General features: G+C 36.5%; 15 protein-coding genes. 8 read left to right on the top strand and 7 right to left on the bottom strand.

Annotated features, from left to right (window positions below; genetic code table 11):
* Positions 1 to 211: 211 nt before the first annotated feature.
* The 8 genes from FFS26_RS17000 (at position 212) to FFS26_RS16965 (ending at position 9,881) form a co-directional block, all read left to right on the top strand.
* Positions 212 to 763: a DUF2867 domain-containing protein gene (locus tag FFS26_RS17000; RefSeq protein ID WP_137905635.1), complete on the top strand. Its 552-nt coding sequence runs from the start codon at positions 212 to 214 to the stop codon at positions 761 to 763.
* A gap of 322 nt (positions 764 to 1,085) precedes the next feature.
* Positions 1,086 to 2,972, top strand: a complete 1,887-nt coding sequence (locus tag FFS26_RS16995; RefSeq protein ID WP_110010988.1) for a DNA topoisomerase IV subunit B — start codon at positions 1,086 to 1,088, stop codon at positions 2,970 to 2,972.
* A 107-nt stretch (positions 2,973 to 3,079) separates the two neighbouring features.
* Positions 3,080 to 3,586: a hypothetical protein gene (locus tag FFS26_RS16990; RefSeq protein ID WP_110010987.1), complete on the top strand. Its 507-nt coding sequence runs from the start codon at positions 3,080 to 3,082 to the stop codon at positions 3,584 to 3,586.
* The gene (locus FFS26_RS16985) at positions 3,561 to 6,152 is read left to right on the top strand and encodes a DNA gyrase/topoisomerase IV subunit A (RefSeq protein WP_410493551.1); all 2,592 of its coding nucleotides are present in this window, start codon (positions 3,561 to 3,563) and stop codon (positions 6,150 to 6,152) included. Before FFS26_RS16990 ends, FFS26_RS16985 begins: the two co-directional genes overlap by 26 nt.
* 37 nt (positions 6,153 to 6,189) lie before the next feature.
* On the top strand, positions 6,190 to 6,831 hold the full coding sequence (locus tag FFS26_RS16980) for a rhomboid family intramembrane serine protease (RefSeq protein WP_137905634.1): 642 nt from the start codon (positions 6,190 to 6,192) through the stop codon (positions 6,829 to 6,831).
* 30 nt (positions 6,832 to 6,861) lie between these two features.
* Entirely contained in the window at positions 6,862 to 7,950 is a 1,089-nt protein-coding gene (locus FFS26_RS16975; RefSeq protein WP_110010984.1) for a helix-turn-helix domain-containing protein, read from the top strand.
* A 159-nt stretch (positions 7,951 to 8,109) separates the two neighbouring features.
* A complete protein-coding gene (locus tag FFS26_RS16970; protein WP_110010983.1) occupies positions 8,110 to 8,895 on the top strand; it encodes an SDR family NAD(P)-dependent oxidoreductase in 786 nt (261 codons plus the stop codon).
* Positions 8,841 to 9,881: an NAD-dependent epimerase/dehydratase family protein gene (locus FFS26_RS16965; RefSeq protein ID WP_228406550.1), complete on the top strand. Its 1,041-nt coding sequence runs from the start codon at positions 8,841 to 8,843 to the stop codon at positions 9,879 to 9,881. Before FFS26_RS16970 ends, FFS26_RS16965 begins: the two co-directional genes overlap by 55 nt.
* 16 nt (positions 9,882 to 9,897) lie before the next feature.
* Here the strand turns inward: FFS26_RS16965 and FFS26_RS16960 are convergent, their stop codons facing one another.
* From FFS26_RS16960 to FFS26_RS16930, 7 genes are all read right to left on the bottom strand, one after another.
* Positions 9,898 to 11,439, bottom strand: a complete 1,542-nt coding sequence (locus FFS26_RS16960) for a lectin-like domain-containing protein (RefSeq protein WP_228449450.1) — start codon at positions 11,437 to 11,439, stop codon at positions 9,898 to 9,900.
* Between the two features lie 7 nt (positions 11,440 to 11,446).
* Positions 11,447 to 12,019 (bottom strand): hypothetical protein, encoded by a 573-nt coding sequence (locus FFS26_RS16955; protein WP_110010981.1) that lies wholly within the window; start codon positions 12,017 to 12,019, stop codon positions 11,447 to 11,449.
* Between the two features lie 533 nt (positions 12,020 to 12,552).
* Positions 12,553 to 12,912 (bottom strand): DUF4180 domain-containing protein, encoded by a 360-nt coding sequence (locus FFS26_RS16950; protein ID WP_110010980.1) that lies wholly within the window; start codon positions 12,910 to 12,912, stop codon positions 12,553 to 12,555.
* 2 nt (positions 12,913 to 12,914) lie between these two features.
* Positions 12,915 to 13,937 (bottom strand): serine hydrolase domain-containing protein, encoded by a 1,023-nt coding sequence (locus FFS26_RS16945; RefSeq protein WP_137905633.1) that lies wholly within the window; start codon positions 13,935 to 13,937, stop codon positions 12,915 to 12,917.
* Positions 13,938 to 13,966: 29 nt separating this feature from the next.
* Positions 13,967 to 14,815 (bottom strand): peptide chain release factor N(5)-glutamine methyltransferase, encoded by an 849-nt coding sequence (gene prmC / locus FFS26_RS16940; protein ID WP_137905632.1) that lies wholly within the window; start codon positions 14,813 to 14,815, stop codon positions 13,967 to 13,969.
* A complete protein-coding gene (yaaA, locus tag FFS26_RS16935) occupies positions 14,816 to 15,574 on the bottom strand; it encodes a peroxide stress protein YaaA (RefSeq protein WP_110010977.1) in 759 nt (252 codons plus the stop codon).
* 4 nt (positions 15,575 to 15,578) lie between these two features.
* Complete coding sequence (locus FFS26_RS16930; RefSeq protein ID WP_110010976.1) at positions 15,579 to 16,280, bottom strand: CPBP family intramembrane glutamic endopeptidase; 702 nt, start codon at positions 16,278 to 16,280, stop codon at positions 15,579 to 15,581.
* Positions 16,281 to 16,318 lie beyond the last annotated feature (38 nt).

Here is a 16,318-nt window from a genome sequence, read left to right as displayed (position 1 = left end):
TTGACCGAATTTAATGAAATATTTAAAACAGTTTGAACTTATGGTAATAAAAATCAGAAAATAGCAGGTTTAAGGAGAATGATGGCAAATTGTAAGACTCAATAGTCAGTTTCAGAGTATTAAATAAATCTAAACATTTGTTTAAATTTTCCTTTTAAATGAATAGAAAGATACTTACATTTGTTAGACAACAACCATAAAAACAATGACAATGAAGATTACGAAGACAAAGTTTCCTGAAAAATCTGTTTTATCTCCGGGAAAAAAAGATTTCGATTATATTGATAGTTTTCAGGGAGAACTTACAGAATGTGGCAGAAATATCGATATCTCAGAAATAGGAAAAGCTTTCTTTACAAGCGGGCCAAAATGGGGAAAGAAAATGTTTGCTTTCAGAAATAGAGTAATGGGATTATTCGGTTTAAAGACAGGTTCTGAAAATGAGAAGCAACAAGCAGAGAAGGTTTTCCAATGCGAAATTGGCGAACGAGCGGGACTTTTTAAGATTTTTGATAAGACCAGTAACGAAATTGTTCTGGGAGAAGATGATAAACATCTGGATTTCCGGGTTTCTCTTTTAATTGACAAAAATAGTAAAGATGTCAATCAAAACTCACTTACCATCTCTACTACGGTAAAATTTCATAACTGGTGGGGCGTTTTGTACTTTTTACCCGTTCGTCCTTTCCATAAGCTGATTGTTCCGGCTATGCTGAAAAATATAATCGGGCAGCTGGAAAAGAATAAATTGTATACAGTGTAAATATTGAAATAAAAAGACCATCCACATAACAGGATGGTCTTTTTTTAAGGAATAAACTTAATAAAGTTTAATAATAAATCAATATCTCGGTTGGTTATTCACCACCCTTAGAGTCTGTAATAAAAACATGTTGAAAAGAATAAAATTATAAAGAATATGAGGAAAGTAAAGAAATTTTTCACTTGATAATGATAATTTCGTAAATATATAATTTGATTAAAAATACTACAATGTTTGCAGTGAAATATTGAAAAAAACAAGTTGAAAAAATTCGGATAATTTTGGACAATTTTGTACTTTTGTATGTTTGCTGAAATCATATATGTCACAAGAAATAAATCCAACCTACTCCGAAGATAATATCAGAACCCTCGATTGGCAGGAACACATCCGTCTGCGCCCCGGTATGTACATCGGGAAGCTCGGTGACGGTTCTTCCGCTGATGATGGTATTTATATCCTGCTAAAAGAAATTCTTGATAACTCTATTGATGAGTTCAGAATGAGAGCAGGAAAAAGAATTGAAATAAAGCTGGATGACGGTAAAGTTACCATCCGTGACTTTGGCCGTGGAATTCCGCTTGGGAAAGTGGTAGACGCGGTTTCAAAAATGAATACAGGAGGTAAATACGATAGTAAAGCGTTTAAAAAATCTGTAGGATTGAACGGGGTCGGTACCAAGGCGGTAAATGCCCTTTCAGATTATTTCAGAGTCCGTTCTTTCCGTGACGGAAAAATGAAAGCTGCCGAATTCTCCCGTGGGATGATCAAAGAGAACTTTGACGAGAAAGAAACTTCGGACAGAAACGGTACCGAAATTTCCTTTATTCCTGATGGAGAGATCTTCCTGCATTTCAAATACAGAAAAGAGTATATCGAAAGAATGCTCCGTAACTATGCTTATCTGAATCCGGGACTTAAAATTCTTTTCAACGGAGAAACCTACTATTCTGAAAACGGTCTTAAAGACTTGTTGGAAGAAGAGCTGGAAAGCGATATCCTTTATCCGATCGTTCATTTGAAGGATGATGATATTGAGGTTGCTATTACCCATTCCGACAAATCACAGACAGAAACCTATTTTTCATTCGTTAACGGACAGAATACAACGCAGGGAGGAACACACCTTAATGCTTTCCGTGAAGCATATGTGAAAACAGTTCGTGAATTTTTCAATAAAAGTTTTGATGCTTCTGATATCAGAAAGTCGATCATTGCTGCGATTTCCATCAACGTAGAAGAACCTGTTTTTGAATCCCAGACCAAAACAAAATTAGGATCCAATGACATGGGGCCCAACGGACCTACCGTAAGAACATTCATCATTGATTTCCTGAAGAGTAAACTGGACAATTTCTTACACAAAAACCCGGAAATAGCAGAAGCAATTCAAAGAAAAATCTTAATTTCCGAAAGAGAAAGAAAAGAATTATCCGGAATTCAGAAACTGGCCAGAGAAAGAGCAAAAAAAGTATCTCTTCACAATAAAAAACTTCGTGACTGCAGGCAGCATTATAACGACCAGAAAGCCGAAAGAAAAGGAGATACCCAGATCTTTATTACCGAAGGAGATTCTGCATCGGGATCGATCACAAAATCCAGAGATGTAGAAACTCAGGCTGTATTTTCACTGAAGGGTAAACCGCTGAACTGTTATGGTCTTACCAAAAAAGTGGTGTATGAAAATGAAGAATTTAACCTTCTTCAGGCAGCTTTAAATATTGAAGAAAGTCTGGAAGACCTGAGATACAATCAGGTAATTATTGCTACCGATGCCGATGTTGACGGGATGCACATCCGTTTGCTGATGATTACTTTCTTCCTGCAGTTCTTCCCGGATCTGATTAAAAACGGACACCTTTATATCCTTCAGACTCCGTTATTCAGAGTAAGAAATAAAAAAGAAACAAGATATTGCTATACAGAAATAGAAAGGGTAAAAGCATTAAATGAACTGGGGAAAAATCCTGAAATCACGCGATTTAAAGGATTAGGAGAAATTTCTCCTGATGAATTTAAGCACTTTATTGGCAAAGATATCCGCCTGGAGCCCGTAGTAGTAGGAAAAGACCAGACGATTGATCAGCTTCTGGAATTTTATATGGGGAAAAATACTCCGGACAGACAGACTTTTATTCTTGAAAACCTTGTGGTAGAGGATGATACAGATATCGATAAAAAAGAAATACTGGATGAAGTAGAAAATTAAAAAAACTATAACTTTAAAAAACTGGTTGTAAAGCCATTGCAGACTGAAAAAAGCACAACTTTGGATGAAGTAGGAATTATAGTACTTACACAGCCAAAAAAAATAAAATGAGACTAAGTAACCGTAATAAAGCATCAATTTATAATTTTTTATGCACGTTGCTTTTGATGATAACCATGGTTGGCATCATCGCATTTGCTGCTAATGAATATAGGTTTAATGCGGTGGGGAAAGAAAGTTATTTATTGATTATTGTTCCTGCTCTGCTGCTGATTATCTTTTACATCAGCGGAAGACAGATTTTTGAATATGACAGCGATGGAGAAGCTTTGAATTTTAAAAACAGGAATATCATTCCATTTCTGGATAAGCCACTTCACGACGAATTTCCAAAATACAAACTGATCAAATATGATGTAGTCAGTATTCTCTTTTTCAAAAGATTATACATCACCGTTTCAAGTAAGAATAATGGTTCTGCTATATTGAAGTACCAGATCTCTTATTTGAACAGAAAACAAGTAAACGATTTAAAACTCTCTCTAAACAAAGTAGTGAAAACTAATAAAGAGAAAAAAGATAAACTAGATGATGACAGAAGAATATTCGCATGAGGGTGAAAGCTTAAAAAAAGTCTCCGGTCTCTACAAAGACTGGTTTCTTGATTATGCTTCCTATGTAATTCTGGATAGAGCTATCCCTTCAATATATGACGGTTTAAAACCTGTTCAACGAAGAATTATGCACTCCATGCGGGAGCTGGAAGACGGCCGTTACAACAAAGTGGCCAATATCGTGGGAAATACCATGAAATATCACCCGCACGGTGATGCTTCCATTACAGATGCCATGGTGCAGATCGGGCAGAAAGAGTTGTTAATAGATACACAGGGAAACTGGGGTAATATCTATACAGGAGATTCTGCAGCCGCTGCGAGATATATTGAAGCAAGACTCACCCCTTTTGCTCTGGAAGTAGTATTTAATCCTAAAACTACAGAATGGACAAAGTCTTATGACGGAAGAAACAATGAACCTATCGATTTACCGGTTAAATTCCCTCTGCTTCTTGCACAGGGAGTAGAAGGTATTGGAGTGGGGCTTTCCACCAAAATTCTTCCTCATAACTTTAATGAACTTATCAATGCCTCTGTAGCCTACCTGAAAGGTAAGAAATTTGAACTGTATCCGGATTTTTTAACAGCCGGTTATCTTGACGTTTCTGAATATAATGACGGTCAAAGAGGAGGAAAAGTAAGAGCAAGAGCCAAAATTACCCAGACGGATAAGCATACATTGGTGATTTCTGAACTTCCTTATTCTAAAACAACCACTGATCTTATTGACTCTATTTTAAAAGCCAACGAGAAAGGAAAGATCAAAATCAAAAAGATTGAGGACAATACTTCAGACAAAGTAGAAATCCTTATTCATATCCATAATGATGTTTCACCGGATAAAACTATTGATGCTCTTTATGCATTTACAGACTGCCAGGTGACCATCTCTCCCAATGCCTGTGTGATTGTAGGGGATAAACCTATGTTCCTTACGGTATCCGATATTCTGAAAACGAATACGGATCATACAGTTTCATTGCTGAAGAAAGAATTGGAAATTGAACTTCATGAGCTTCAGGAAAGCTGGCATTTCTCTTCATTGGAAAGAATTTTCATTGAAAACAGAATCTACCACGATATTGAAGAGGTAAAAACCTGGGAAGATGTTCTGAAGACCATTGATGCAGGATTAAAACCGCATACCAAACATCTTTTAAGAGCCGTTACGGAAGAAGATATTTTAAAACTGACAGAGATCAGAATCAAGAGAATTTCAAGATTCGATTTAGATAAGTTTAAGGAAAATATTGCTTCGCTGGAAGGCAAAATAGAACAGGTGAAATACAACCTGGCCAACCTGATCGCTTATGCCATTGAGTATTACTTAAATATTCAGAAGAAATACGGTAAAGACAAACAAAGGAAGACTGAACTCAGAATCTTTGATACCATTGATGCTACAAAAGTAGCCGTAGCCAATGAAAAGTTCTATGCGAATTTCGAAGAAGGCTTTATCGGGACATCTTTGAAGAAAGATCAGTATTTGTTCGACTGTTCTGATATTGATGATATCATCACATTCAGAAAAGACGGAAGTATGAAGGTTGTAAAAGTGGAAGCGAAAACTTTCATCGGAAAAGATATCCTTCATGTTGCCGTATGGAAGAAAAACGATAAAAGGACAGTGTATAATATGATCTACCGTGAAGGCAGGGAAGGACCCTATTATATGAAACGATTCTCTGTAACCGGAGTAACCCGAAATACGGATTATCCGCTAGCTTCAGATAAAAAGGGTTCTGAAACACTCTATTTCTCAGCCAACCCTAATGGAGAAGCAGAAACGGTAACCGTGCTTTTAAAACCAAACCCAAGAATCAGAAAGAACAAAATGGAGATTAACTTCTCCGATCTGGCCATCAAAGGACGTGATTCCAAAGGAAATCTGGTAACTAAGTACGCTGTCAAGAAAGTAGATATGAAGGAAGAAGGGGTTTCTACTCTGGCCCCTAGAAAAATCTGGTTTGATGATACGGTAAGAAGACTGAATGCCGATGCAAGAGGAACACTGCTGGGAAGCTTCAAAGGAGATGATAAAATTTTGACCATCAATACAAACGGGGAAGTAAAACTGGTGTCTTTTGACCTTGGCAACCGTTTTGATGATGAATACCTGGTATTGGAAAAATGGAGACCTGCACAGCCGATCACCTGCATCTATTACGATGGAGAAAAAGATATTTATTTCATTAAGAGATTCTTACTGGAAAATACAGTTAATGTACAGACTTTTATGCCATCTGAACATCCGAAATCATTCATTGAAAATGTAATTGTTGCCAATGATGCCACTGCAGAAATCATTTTTGCAAAAGATAAAGGCAAAGAACGCGATCCGGAAACGATAAATATTGATGAATTTATAGCGGTAAAAGGAATAAAAGCCATCGGAAACCAGTTTACAAAGTTCAAAGTAAAAGCCATTAATATTACCATTCCTGAACCGGTAGAAGAGGAGCCTGAAGTATACGAAGATCCTGAACCTGCTGGCGAAACCGATGAAGACGGAGGAATGATCGGAGATCTTTTCCAGGATAACGGGAATAATGAAAATGAATAGATCGCATGTTTATTCAGTTATAACATAAAAGAACATAATGGATATAGTTGTTATCATTATCATTGCAGCCACATGTATTTTTAGCTACATGGGTTTCAATAACACAGCATTATTTGAAAAATATAAATTCAACGTCGGAGCGATTGCGAATCGTAAAGAATATGTAAGGCTGATCAGTTCTGCATTTTTGCATGCAGACTTTATGCACTTGTTTTTTAATATGCTGTCCCTGTATTTTTTCCAGGGCGTGGTTATTAGTTTCTTTGGAGAAATAGGATTTTTAATTCTTTATTTCGGATCCATGATCCTTGGAAATTTATTCAGCCTGCAGATTTATAAAAAGCAGCCGTGGTATTCTGCAATTGGAGCATCAGGAGCGGTTTCCGGAATTATTTTTGCTTCCATCGCTATGGCTCCGAATGAGATCAGTGTCAACTTTTTGCCGGGATGGTTATTCGGAACACTGTATTTCGGATACTCTGTATACATGATGCTGAATCCCAAGCAGTGGGACAACCTGGGCCATGCTGCTCATCTTGGAGGAGCATTTTTCGGACTGGTTTACTCTATTGTAATGCATCCACAGCTCGCTATGAGTAATATTCTTTTCCTGGGAATCATGTCACTTCCCCTTATCTATTTAGGATATGAAATTTTTGTAAGAAAGCGAATAGGATAAAAGACTATTTATAATCAAATATCAAAACCAATGAACACATCAGAGTTAAACAGTTTCATCGTGATACTTATCTATGGTTCATTGGTTTTGCTTTCTCTGCTGAAGCTGGCGAACCCCTTAAAAGTAAACCATAAGGCCAATTTCTGGTTCGGGATATTTCTCTTTCTGTGGTCTACTTTTTGGCTGGATGAAGTACTGTTTCTCATCACTGGTTCAATCATCGAGTTTCATTCCTTGTTTTGGGTTAGACTTATTCAGTTTTTTACCCCTATCGTTTTTTACTTTAGTGTACTGTTTTATACTAATCCGTCTTTTACTTTTAGAACTAAAGATTGTAGATTTTTGATACTTCCTGCAGCTTTTGTGCTGTGTCTCATACTGGTAAAATCAGGGTACGAAAAACCATTTGAATATCTCAGTATTATTCTGATCCTGATCCAGGCTCTCTTTTACACGGGGCTTTCTTATATTACCATCAGAAAACATCAAAAGAAAATTCAGCAGTTCTCATCCAATACTGAAGGAATCAATCTAAACTGGTTGGAATATATCATTCTGGTACTACTTATCGTGAATATTATCTATGTGATTTATAATCTGTTCTATGATCCGAAATCACTGAATTTCTTTATCAATGCGGTCTTTTTATCCGTTATCTACTGCGTGGGATACTATTCTCTGAAGCAGAAGGAAATTTATCCGTTAGAAGAAAAACAAAGACAGGAGCTGATCTCTATTGATGAAGATTCCGGTCCGGAAGAAGTAAAGAAAAAACTGATATCCGATGAAGAATTATTAAAGATTAAAACCATGCTGGAAGAAATCATGGAGCTTCAGAAACCTTATCTTGACAGTGAACTTAACCTGATCAAGCTGGCTGAAATACTGTCCGTTTCTACCCATCATCTTTCTTATGTCATCAATACAGGGTTTGGAAAAAACTTCTTCCAATACGTTAATGAGTTTAGGGTAGAGTATGCCAAAAAACTTTTGAAAGAGCCCAACAGTAAATTGTCTGTTTTGGGGATTGCCTATGAAGCCGGATTCAATTCTAAAACCTCTTTTAATACAACCTTTAAAAAAGTGACCGGACAAACACCATCTGAGTTCAGAAAATAAGTTCAGGTTTATAAACTCTTACTTTTTATTTGTTTTAAATAATTGATTGTCATGTAGTTGTTTGTTTTAATTTTCATTTCTTAAAATCAGTTCGTTCAGATAATCCTGAACATTCAGACATCCTCTTTACGATAGCTTTGTACCATACAATTTAAACTTATGGATACCAAAGAATCATATGCGGTCGTCACGGGTGCAAGCCAGGGACTTGGAAAATCATTTGCTGAACATCTTGCAAAACAAAAAATCAATGTCATTCTTATAAGTCTTCCGGATCAGAATCTCAGAGAATTATCCGGAGAGCTGGAGAAACAGTATGGAATAAAGGCTCATTACTATGAAACAGACCTTTCTGTTAATGAAAATGTAATGAAGCTGACAGAGTGGCTCAACCGTTCTTTTGATGTTCATATTCTGATAAATAATGCAGGGCTTGGGGGAACAAAAAAATTTACGGAAGCCTCTTCGGATTATATCAACACTATTCTACAGGTGAATGTGGCAGCCACCTCACTGATGACACATCAGCTGCTTCCTAACCTTTTAAAGCAACCCAAAGCCTATATCCTGAATGTTTCAAGTATGGCTGCTTTTTCTCCGATTGGTTTTAAAACCGTATATCCAGCTTCTAAAAGTTTTATCCATTCATTTTCAAGAGGACTGCATGAAGAACTGAAAGATACCAATGTTTTTGTAAGCGTTGTGAATCCCGGGGCAATGAAAACCAATAAGGATGTTTGTGAAAGAATAGAAAAACAAGGTTTTATGGGAAGATTAACACTTTTGAATCCTGATAAAGTAGCTTCATACTGCCTCCGGCAGTTATTTAAAAAAGATTCCGTAATTATGGTGAACCCAATCAGCTGGCTGGTGATGAAAATTTTACCCATATGGATCAAGCTGCCATTGATGACCCAGGCTATAAAAAGAGAGATCGAAGCATGAAAAAAGTATGTGTAACCGGAGCAACAGGGCTTCTGGGAACTAATGTTATCCTTAAATTATTACAAAATGGTTATTCTGTTATTGCTCTGGTGCGTAAGAAAAGCAGCTGGCTGGGCGAAGAAAACGAAAATCTGAAGCTTGTGGAAGCGGATCTTCTGTGCGATATTTCTGGGCAGCTGACCGATATTGACTCTATTATTCATGTGGCGGCAGAAACACGCCAGAATCTTATCCGTTATGATGAATACAGAAAAGTGAATTACGAGGCTGTTGTAAATCTCTTTACCCATGCAGAATTGATGGGCGTAGAAAAGTTTTTGTTTGTGAGTACTGCCAATACCTTAGGATTTGGAAACACCGCATTCCGGGGAACTGAAAAAGCACCGCAAATCTATCCTTTTACCCATTCACTGTATGCTCAAAGCAAGCAGGCTGCGGAAGATTATCTTTTAAAGAACAGTAAGAACACAGAGGTTATCATTGTTAATCCAACCTTGATGATCGGAGCATATGACAGCAAGCCAAGTTCCGGGAAAATCATCTTCTGGGTATGGAAAAAAAAACTGGTATTTTATCCGAAAGGAGGGAAGAACTTTGTGCATGTGGAAGATGCAGCCAACGGAGTAGTAAATGCCGTTGAAAAAGGAAAGAATGGCGAAAAATATCTTCTAGCTAATGAAAACTTAAGCTACAGAGAGTTTTTTAAGAAAGTGAACCGGATTACCAGGCAAAATCCAATCATGATCCCAATTCCCAACAAACTTTTAAGTTTCCTTGGATTAATTGGTGATGTTTTGAGAAAATTTAAAATTAAAACAGATCTGAGTTCTTCCAATATGAAAGCTCTACAGATTAGTAATTATTATTCTAATCAGAAATCAATAGAAGAGTTGGGAGTTCAATACCAGCCTATTGATAAAGCGATCGAAGATGCTGTTCAGTATTTTATTGAAAATCCTGTTAAAAATAAAAAAACCAGCTCCTAAAAGCTGGTTTATCCAATTATCTTGTGATTTTCTGAGTTACATTTTTATTAGAAATAACGCAGGCTTTGCTGCAGTTATTGGCACTTGAAATATTAACCTGTACCAATGCCGGCAATGACCTGTACTCTTCCTTGTTGTAAGGCGCTTCAGTACCATTACTTCCACCTCCTTTAATATCATACTGTATCTGGGCTACTCCTGTGAATCCTGCCGCAGGTTTGAAAGAGAGTGCTCCGGTAGTAGGGAAATAGGTCCATGTTCCCTGGCTATTGGTGTAGACACCGCCTGTTATATTGGGAATTACAGCTCCGTTATTATCTAAAAAACGAAATGAATTAAAATCAAGGTTATTATAGGAAAGGGTTGGAGGATTCTGCCCATTAGCTGAAGAATAAGCCGCATCATTAAGCAAAGGATAATACGTCGACTTTATCCCTGGACAGCCTGCAAACAAATCATCTGTTACTTCGGCAGCATAAGGTCTTGTAACCCCTAAGTTTTTCAGTAAATGTATATTTTTGGCAGCTCCCGTAGATGCTGCAAATCCAATTCTGAAAGTAGAAGGAGGCGAAGTATCCAGAGTCCTTACCGTAGTGTTGGAAATGGTAGTCTCGGTATATTTCAGCGAAGGAGGGTAGTAATAATTGTCAATCACCTTTTCTTTCACCGTTCCGTGCTGAATTTCCAGGGTTATATTGTAACCTCCGGCCGGATTGGGGACAAGGGTAACATATGCTTTACGGAATCTTGCATCATTTTCATTCTGAGGAATTGTAGTTCCGCCACTTTCAATGCTGAACTGTTGAAGTGCTGTATTTTTAATCCCAATATATTTTCCTGTTGCCGTATCCAGGTAAGCAGATCGGTTGCTGCTGGTTGGTAAAGCATTGGTTGCGATACTGTAAAGCAGCGGATAACCGTTATATCCTGCAGGCTCAGCTGAAGACAGATACTGGTTTCCACGCTTTCCTCTTAATGAAATGTTGCTGCGCCCATCTGCCAGTCCCACCCCAAATATTCCGTTTCTGATCCTTTCAGTTTGGTTAAAACTTGTTTTAAAATTTCCGTATTCATCCAGGCCTATTCCCAGGTAACCACCTCTCAGTCCTTCCGTAGATTCTCCTCCGCGTACAAAACTATATCCTAATCCTCCCCCAAAATATCCGAGGTTAAGCTGATCTTTAGGAATAGAACCATCTACCAGGAATATGGAAATTCCATCTCCTCCGTTGGTATTTCCTCCATAAATGGCAAATTCAAACTCAAACTTGATTCCCTGATCACTTTTGAATATTTTATCTGCCAATATCACTCCTCCTGAAATATTATTCACACTTCTGGTGAGCCTTAGCCCGTCTGTGGTAAAGGTTGCGTCATTCTGAACACCGCTGGTAGCTACCTTATAGGCTTCCTGGGGCTGTAATCCCTGAGTAAAGTTTACAAAATAAGGATAACCGGTTCCCTGTTCGTTCTGAGCCTGGATATTTTGAGAACAGGCAAATAAGGAAAAGGTAAACAAAAACCTTTTGTACCGTAAAATTGAGCTGCTGTTTATCATAACTCAATTATTTAACAACAAAAACAATATTGATAAAAGAACAGTCAGTAGCTGCAGCTTTTACATCATAAGTCATAACTCCGTCATCAGAAATAGAAATATTACTGAATACATTAGGGTCGGCATCGGTTACGTAATAGTACAGATCTTTACTGGACGGGAAAAAAGGAATAGAAGCGGGAGCACTGGTACTCTTTGCTTTTGGAGATCCAAACTGGGTTTTATACAATGTATACAAATCTTTAGTCCGGCCAGTAGCTGTGATGGAAGTGTCAAAAGAAACACTAGGCATATAAAACATTTTTACGGCATTGCTGCTGATACAAAGCCAATCCGGTTTGAGAGGAGTACCGATATTCTGACTTAAACATTTCTTATCTGTATCGTAGATAAGAAGCGAGTTGGCAGGATTGGCAATAGCATCTCTTTGTACTGTAGTCAGTCTGGGTATCAGCATACCTTTATTTTGACTATAAACATCCAGAATCGCACTCTGGTCTGGGGTAGATGTGTTAATCCCTACTTGAGCGAAAGAAAGTGAACTTGCAAAAACGATTGGTAGAAATAATTTTTTAATCATGATGTCGTAATAATTTTTATTTGTGTGTTTTTTGTTTTTTACAGGAAGAAATCTTTATAAGGCTTAATTTCATTAAAGGCAATAGATATAACCAACAAGTCCATTAATACAATGAATTGTTTTGCTCAAATAATAGCCAGACGAAGCTTTTGTTCAAAAGCTCATCAACAGATATAGTAAGTATGTTTCATAAAGAAATATCCTATACCTACCTGGGTGGTTGAAAAATTAAACGATTATGTAGCCGTATAAGCTCTTAAATAAGTAAGATTCATATTCCCTCGTGTTTTTTGCAAATGTACAAAGAAATGTTCAGATGTTTATGGTTATAGAATTAATTCTAGTCTTCTCTTAATGATTAATGTAATTTGTGTTGAATTTTTACACAAGCTTACCAATCAATAAGATTATTTTTATTATGTACATCTTTGTATTGTGGTAAGAAATTAAAAAAACAGATGATGTTGAGGCAGTGACAGCTTAAATTGAAGAAAAATTTTTCCGTTTTTGTATCTAAAGAATTGAAAAATAGACTATTTTGAAAAATTAGCTAAAGCATCTTCCAGTGTTTGTACAAAATTAATGTGATTTGTTTTATTACTTTCAAAAATAAAATCCCTCATACTTTTGCTTTCATATTTACTGAAATCGCCAACAATAGCCAGTCCTATGCGGTAGTTTGAAAATTTCTGTAGAATTTCTCCGGCAATTTTTGTTTTTAAATCAAAGAATTCAGGAGTAATATTTTTTTCGTAAAGAATAACTTTGTCAAACCCCTGATAATAGATATTTCCCATAAGATCTAACCCATCTTGTGCAGACCGGATAATGATGTCATCAGAAATAATTTCTGCAATTTTAATAGAATTGATTTCGTGTTGCTGAATAATCATGTTTACTGTATTGTTTTTTTCATGTCATGTAGAAAGTGGTGTGGCAGAAATGCATCTCCCTGATTGGTAAGTGCAATAATACAGCTGTTATGCTGCAAATCTCTCCAGAATAAAGCTTTAAAACCGTTCAGGCCACCTGTATGCATTGCTGATTTTTCTCCGCTTTTATTCTCTATGTACCACGCAAAGCCGTAATTTGATATTTGTCCGTCAGATAACTGGAAAGGAGAATACATCATACTGATATTTTCTTTATTAATAAAAGAATTGTTTCGTAAAGCCTGATCAAATTTATAGAGATCTTCAGGAGTAGAGTAGATTCCACCGTCACCGGTTGTTAAAATTGAATAATCATCAGGCTGCTTTTGTTCATTATATCCGAGTGCTCTATTGTGAATAACTGTCCCAGGTTCATACACATAAGTGTTATTCATTTTTAATGGAGTCATAATCTGTTCATTGATGAATGTACTGTAAGATTTACCTGAAACCTTTTCAATAATCAGGGAAAGAACAATATATCCGGTATTGCTGTACTTAAATTTGCTGTCCGGAACAAAATCAAGATTTTTAAGATTAAACAGCCAGTTTATTACCTCCTGATTCGTTAATCCTCTTTTAGAAAACAGGTTTTCATAATCCCTGATTCCTGAAGTATGATGCAAAAGCTGTCTGATTGTAATGTTTCTGGCATATTCAGGAAGCGTTATAAACCGGGATGCTTTATCATCAAACTTCAATAAACCTTTTTGCTCCAGCATGATAATAGCTGCTGCAGTGAAGGGTTTACTGAGGGATGCAATGTAAAATAAGGTATTTTTATCTGTTTTCAGCCCTTTTTCAAAGTTGCGGAAACCCAAAGCCGTATCGCAAACAATCCTGCCGTTGTTCACAATCAAAACGGAACCATTGAACTCTCCTTTACTATAATATTCATTTACAACATCCTTAGTTTGCTTCTGGCAGGATGTCAGCTGCATCATCAGTGAAATACAAATGAGAATTTTCCATAGTAAAGTTTTCATAGGTTAAGTATTTAAACAGGTAAAATTACTTATTTCCCTGCATAAATAAACCGGTCATTTTCAGATAAATCCTTCAATAGTTGTGCATTAGGAAAATCCTGATAAAGACTGAGTGTTTCAAGCCCCAGCTTCTGATTGATTTCAAGGAATACAAGTCCGTTCTCATTCAAATACTTTTCAGCATCTTCTGCAATTTTTCTGTAAAAAATCAGAGCATCTGAAGTAGGGGAGAAAAGAGCCATTTTAGGTTCAAATTCTTTCACAGAATCAGCAATTTCAATCTCCTCCTCAATTCCTATATAGGGCGGATTTGAAATGATGATGTCATAATTTTCAGCCAGATCAAAATTAAGATAGTCGGCATGAATGAACCGGATTTCCAATTGGTGATACTCTGCATTTCTTTGGGCTGTCTTCAAAGCTTTCTCAGAAAAATCAATAGATGAAACCTCTGCTTCCGGGAAATGTTTCTTTAAAACCAATGGAATAACTCCGCTTCCGGTACCTATATCCAAAATCTTTAAACCTTGAAGCTTAAACTTTGAACCTTTAATCTCCCTGATAGCAATTTCCAATAATTCTTCTGTTTCAGGGCGGGGAATCAGAACATTTTCATCCACAAAGAATTTCATTCCGTAAAATTCTGTTTCACCCAATATCTGCTGATAAGGTCTTCCGGTTTTAAGTTCTGAAACAATATGATCAAGTTTTTCTTCATCATCCATCAGAAGTTCCTGTTCAGCAAATCTTCTTTGCTGAAATGAATCGAAACCTACGATCTGCTGAATGAATAAAGACGATAAAAACACACTTTCCGAGTCTGTATAAAGATCGGAAAGTTCTGTTTTGAAATATTTTTTAAATGCTGAGATTGTCATTTATCTTGTAAAAACCAGTTTTGTATCTGTAGACTTCTCTTCATCAATTCTGTATCCTTCATAGTTGAATGCTTTTACATCCTCCAGTGTTTTGGCGTTGGTTTCTGCACAGAATCTAACCACAAGACCTCTGGCATGCTTTGTATACACAACAATGGTCTTCAGTTTTCCATCTTTTAATTCATAAAAATCAAAATCAATGACTTGGTGGTCCAGTTTTTTTCTGTCGACTACTTTTCCATACTCGTTGCTGGCAAGGTGAAGGAGGATTTCTCCTTTTTTCATTTCAGCATTCAACTGCTCTGTAATCTTTTCTCTCCAGAATTCGTATAGGTTTTTGTATTGCTCAAATTCAAAAGGACGACCCATTTCAAGCCTGTAAAGCATCACTTTATCAGATGGTTTCAGTAAACCGTAAAGCCCGGAAAGGATTCTGTAGTTTTTTTGAAGGTAATCTACAGCATTTTTATCCAGTGTTTTAGCATCAAGACCTCTGTAAACCTCTCCTGTAAAGGCAAACATAGCAGGAGCAGATTCTTTTGCTGTAGGTTTGGACTTCCATTTTTGATTTCTTTCCCAGTTTTCATCAGCAAGCTTGGGTGATATTTCCATAAGCTCGGAAAGGTATTTTGGTGATTTTTCTTTTAAATAAGATTGTATCAATGCTGCATCTTCAATGAATTTGGGAGTAGTGGTTTTCAACAGATCCGTTGAATTTTCCGTGTTCATTAACTTGGCAGGAGATGTTATAATTTTCATAATGTTAAAATACAGATAAGTGTTTTATATCAATACAATTCATGACCATCATTGCGATAAAATCAATCATAAAATGACAGATGATCAGAATTTTAATATTTGAATAGCGTTTATAAAATACAGCAAACACGATTCCGATAAAAAAAGGTCCAAGAACCTGGCTTATGGTACCGTAAGTGCTGTGCAGAATTCCAAATAAGACAGCTGAAATAACAATGGCAACTGTCGGGTTATTATATATTTTTTCAATCCTGGGCTGGATATAGCCCCGCATCAGAAATTCCTCTACAATAGCAGCCGTAAGGCATGTAAAAATAACTAAAAAAAAATTATTTCTAAGAATGGGAACAAGGTTGAGAAGCTTCTCACTTATTTTTTCCTGTGTAACGAACATGACGACTGCATTCAGAATCACTCCGCCAATCAGACAGATAAAATATAAGCTCACAACAGCTTTGATGTAAAATGTTGCGGAATATTTCTTCTCCTTTTTAAGAAAAAAAGCACTTTTCTCAATAAAGACATTGTATAGAAATACAATGATAAGAACGATCCATAGTATAATTCTGCTGAGAAAGAAATTGGTTTCTGTAATTCCTCTTATTCCCGTTATTGTGGTAACAGCAGGAAAAGAATAGAGCATCGCTGCCGCTAAAATAACAAAAGTGAGTAAAATTCCTACAGCATATTTCCCGGTAAGACTCATAATTCAGTACCCTAAACCTTGAACTTTAAACTTTGAAC

Origin of the sequence: Chryseobacterium sp. 2VB (genome assembly GCF_005503635.1) — a bacterium.
GTDB lineage: Bacteria > Bacteroidota > Bacteroidia > Flavobacteriales > Weeksellaceae > Chryseobacterium > Chryseobacterium cupriresistens.
Note: the sequence above shows the minus strand (reverse complement) of the source record. Positions and strands in the feature narration are given on the sequence as shown.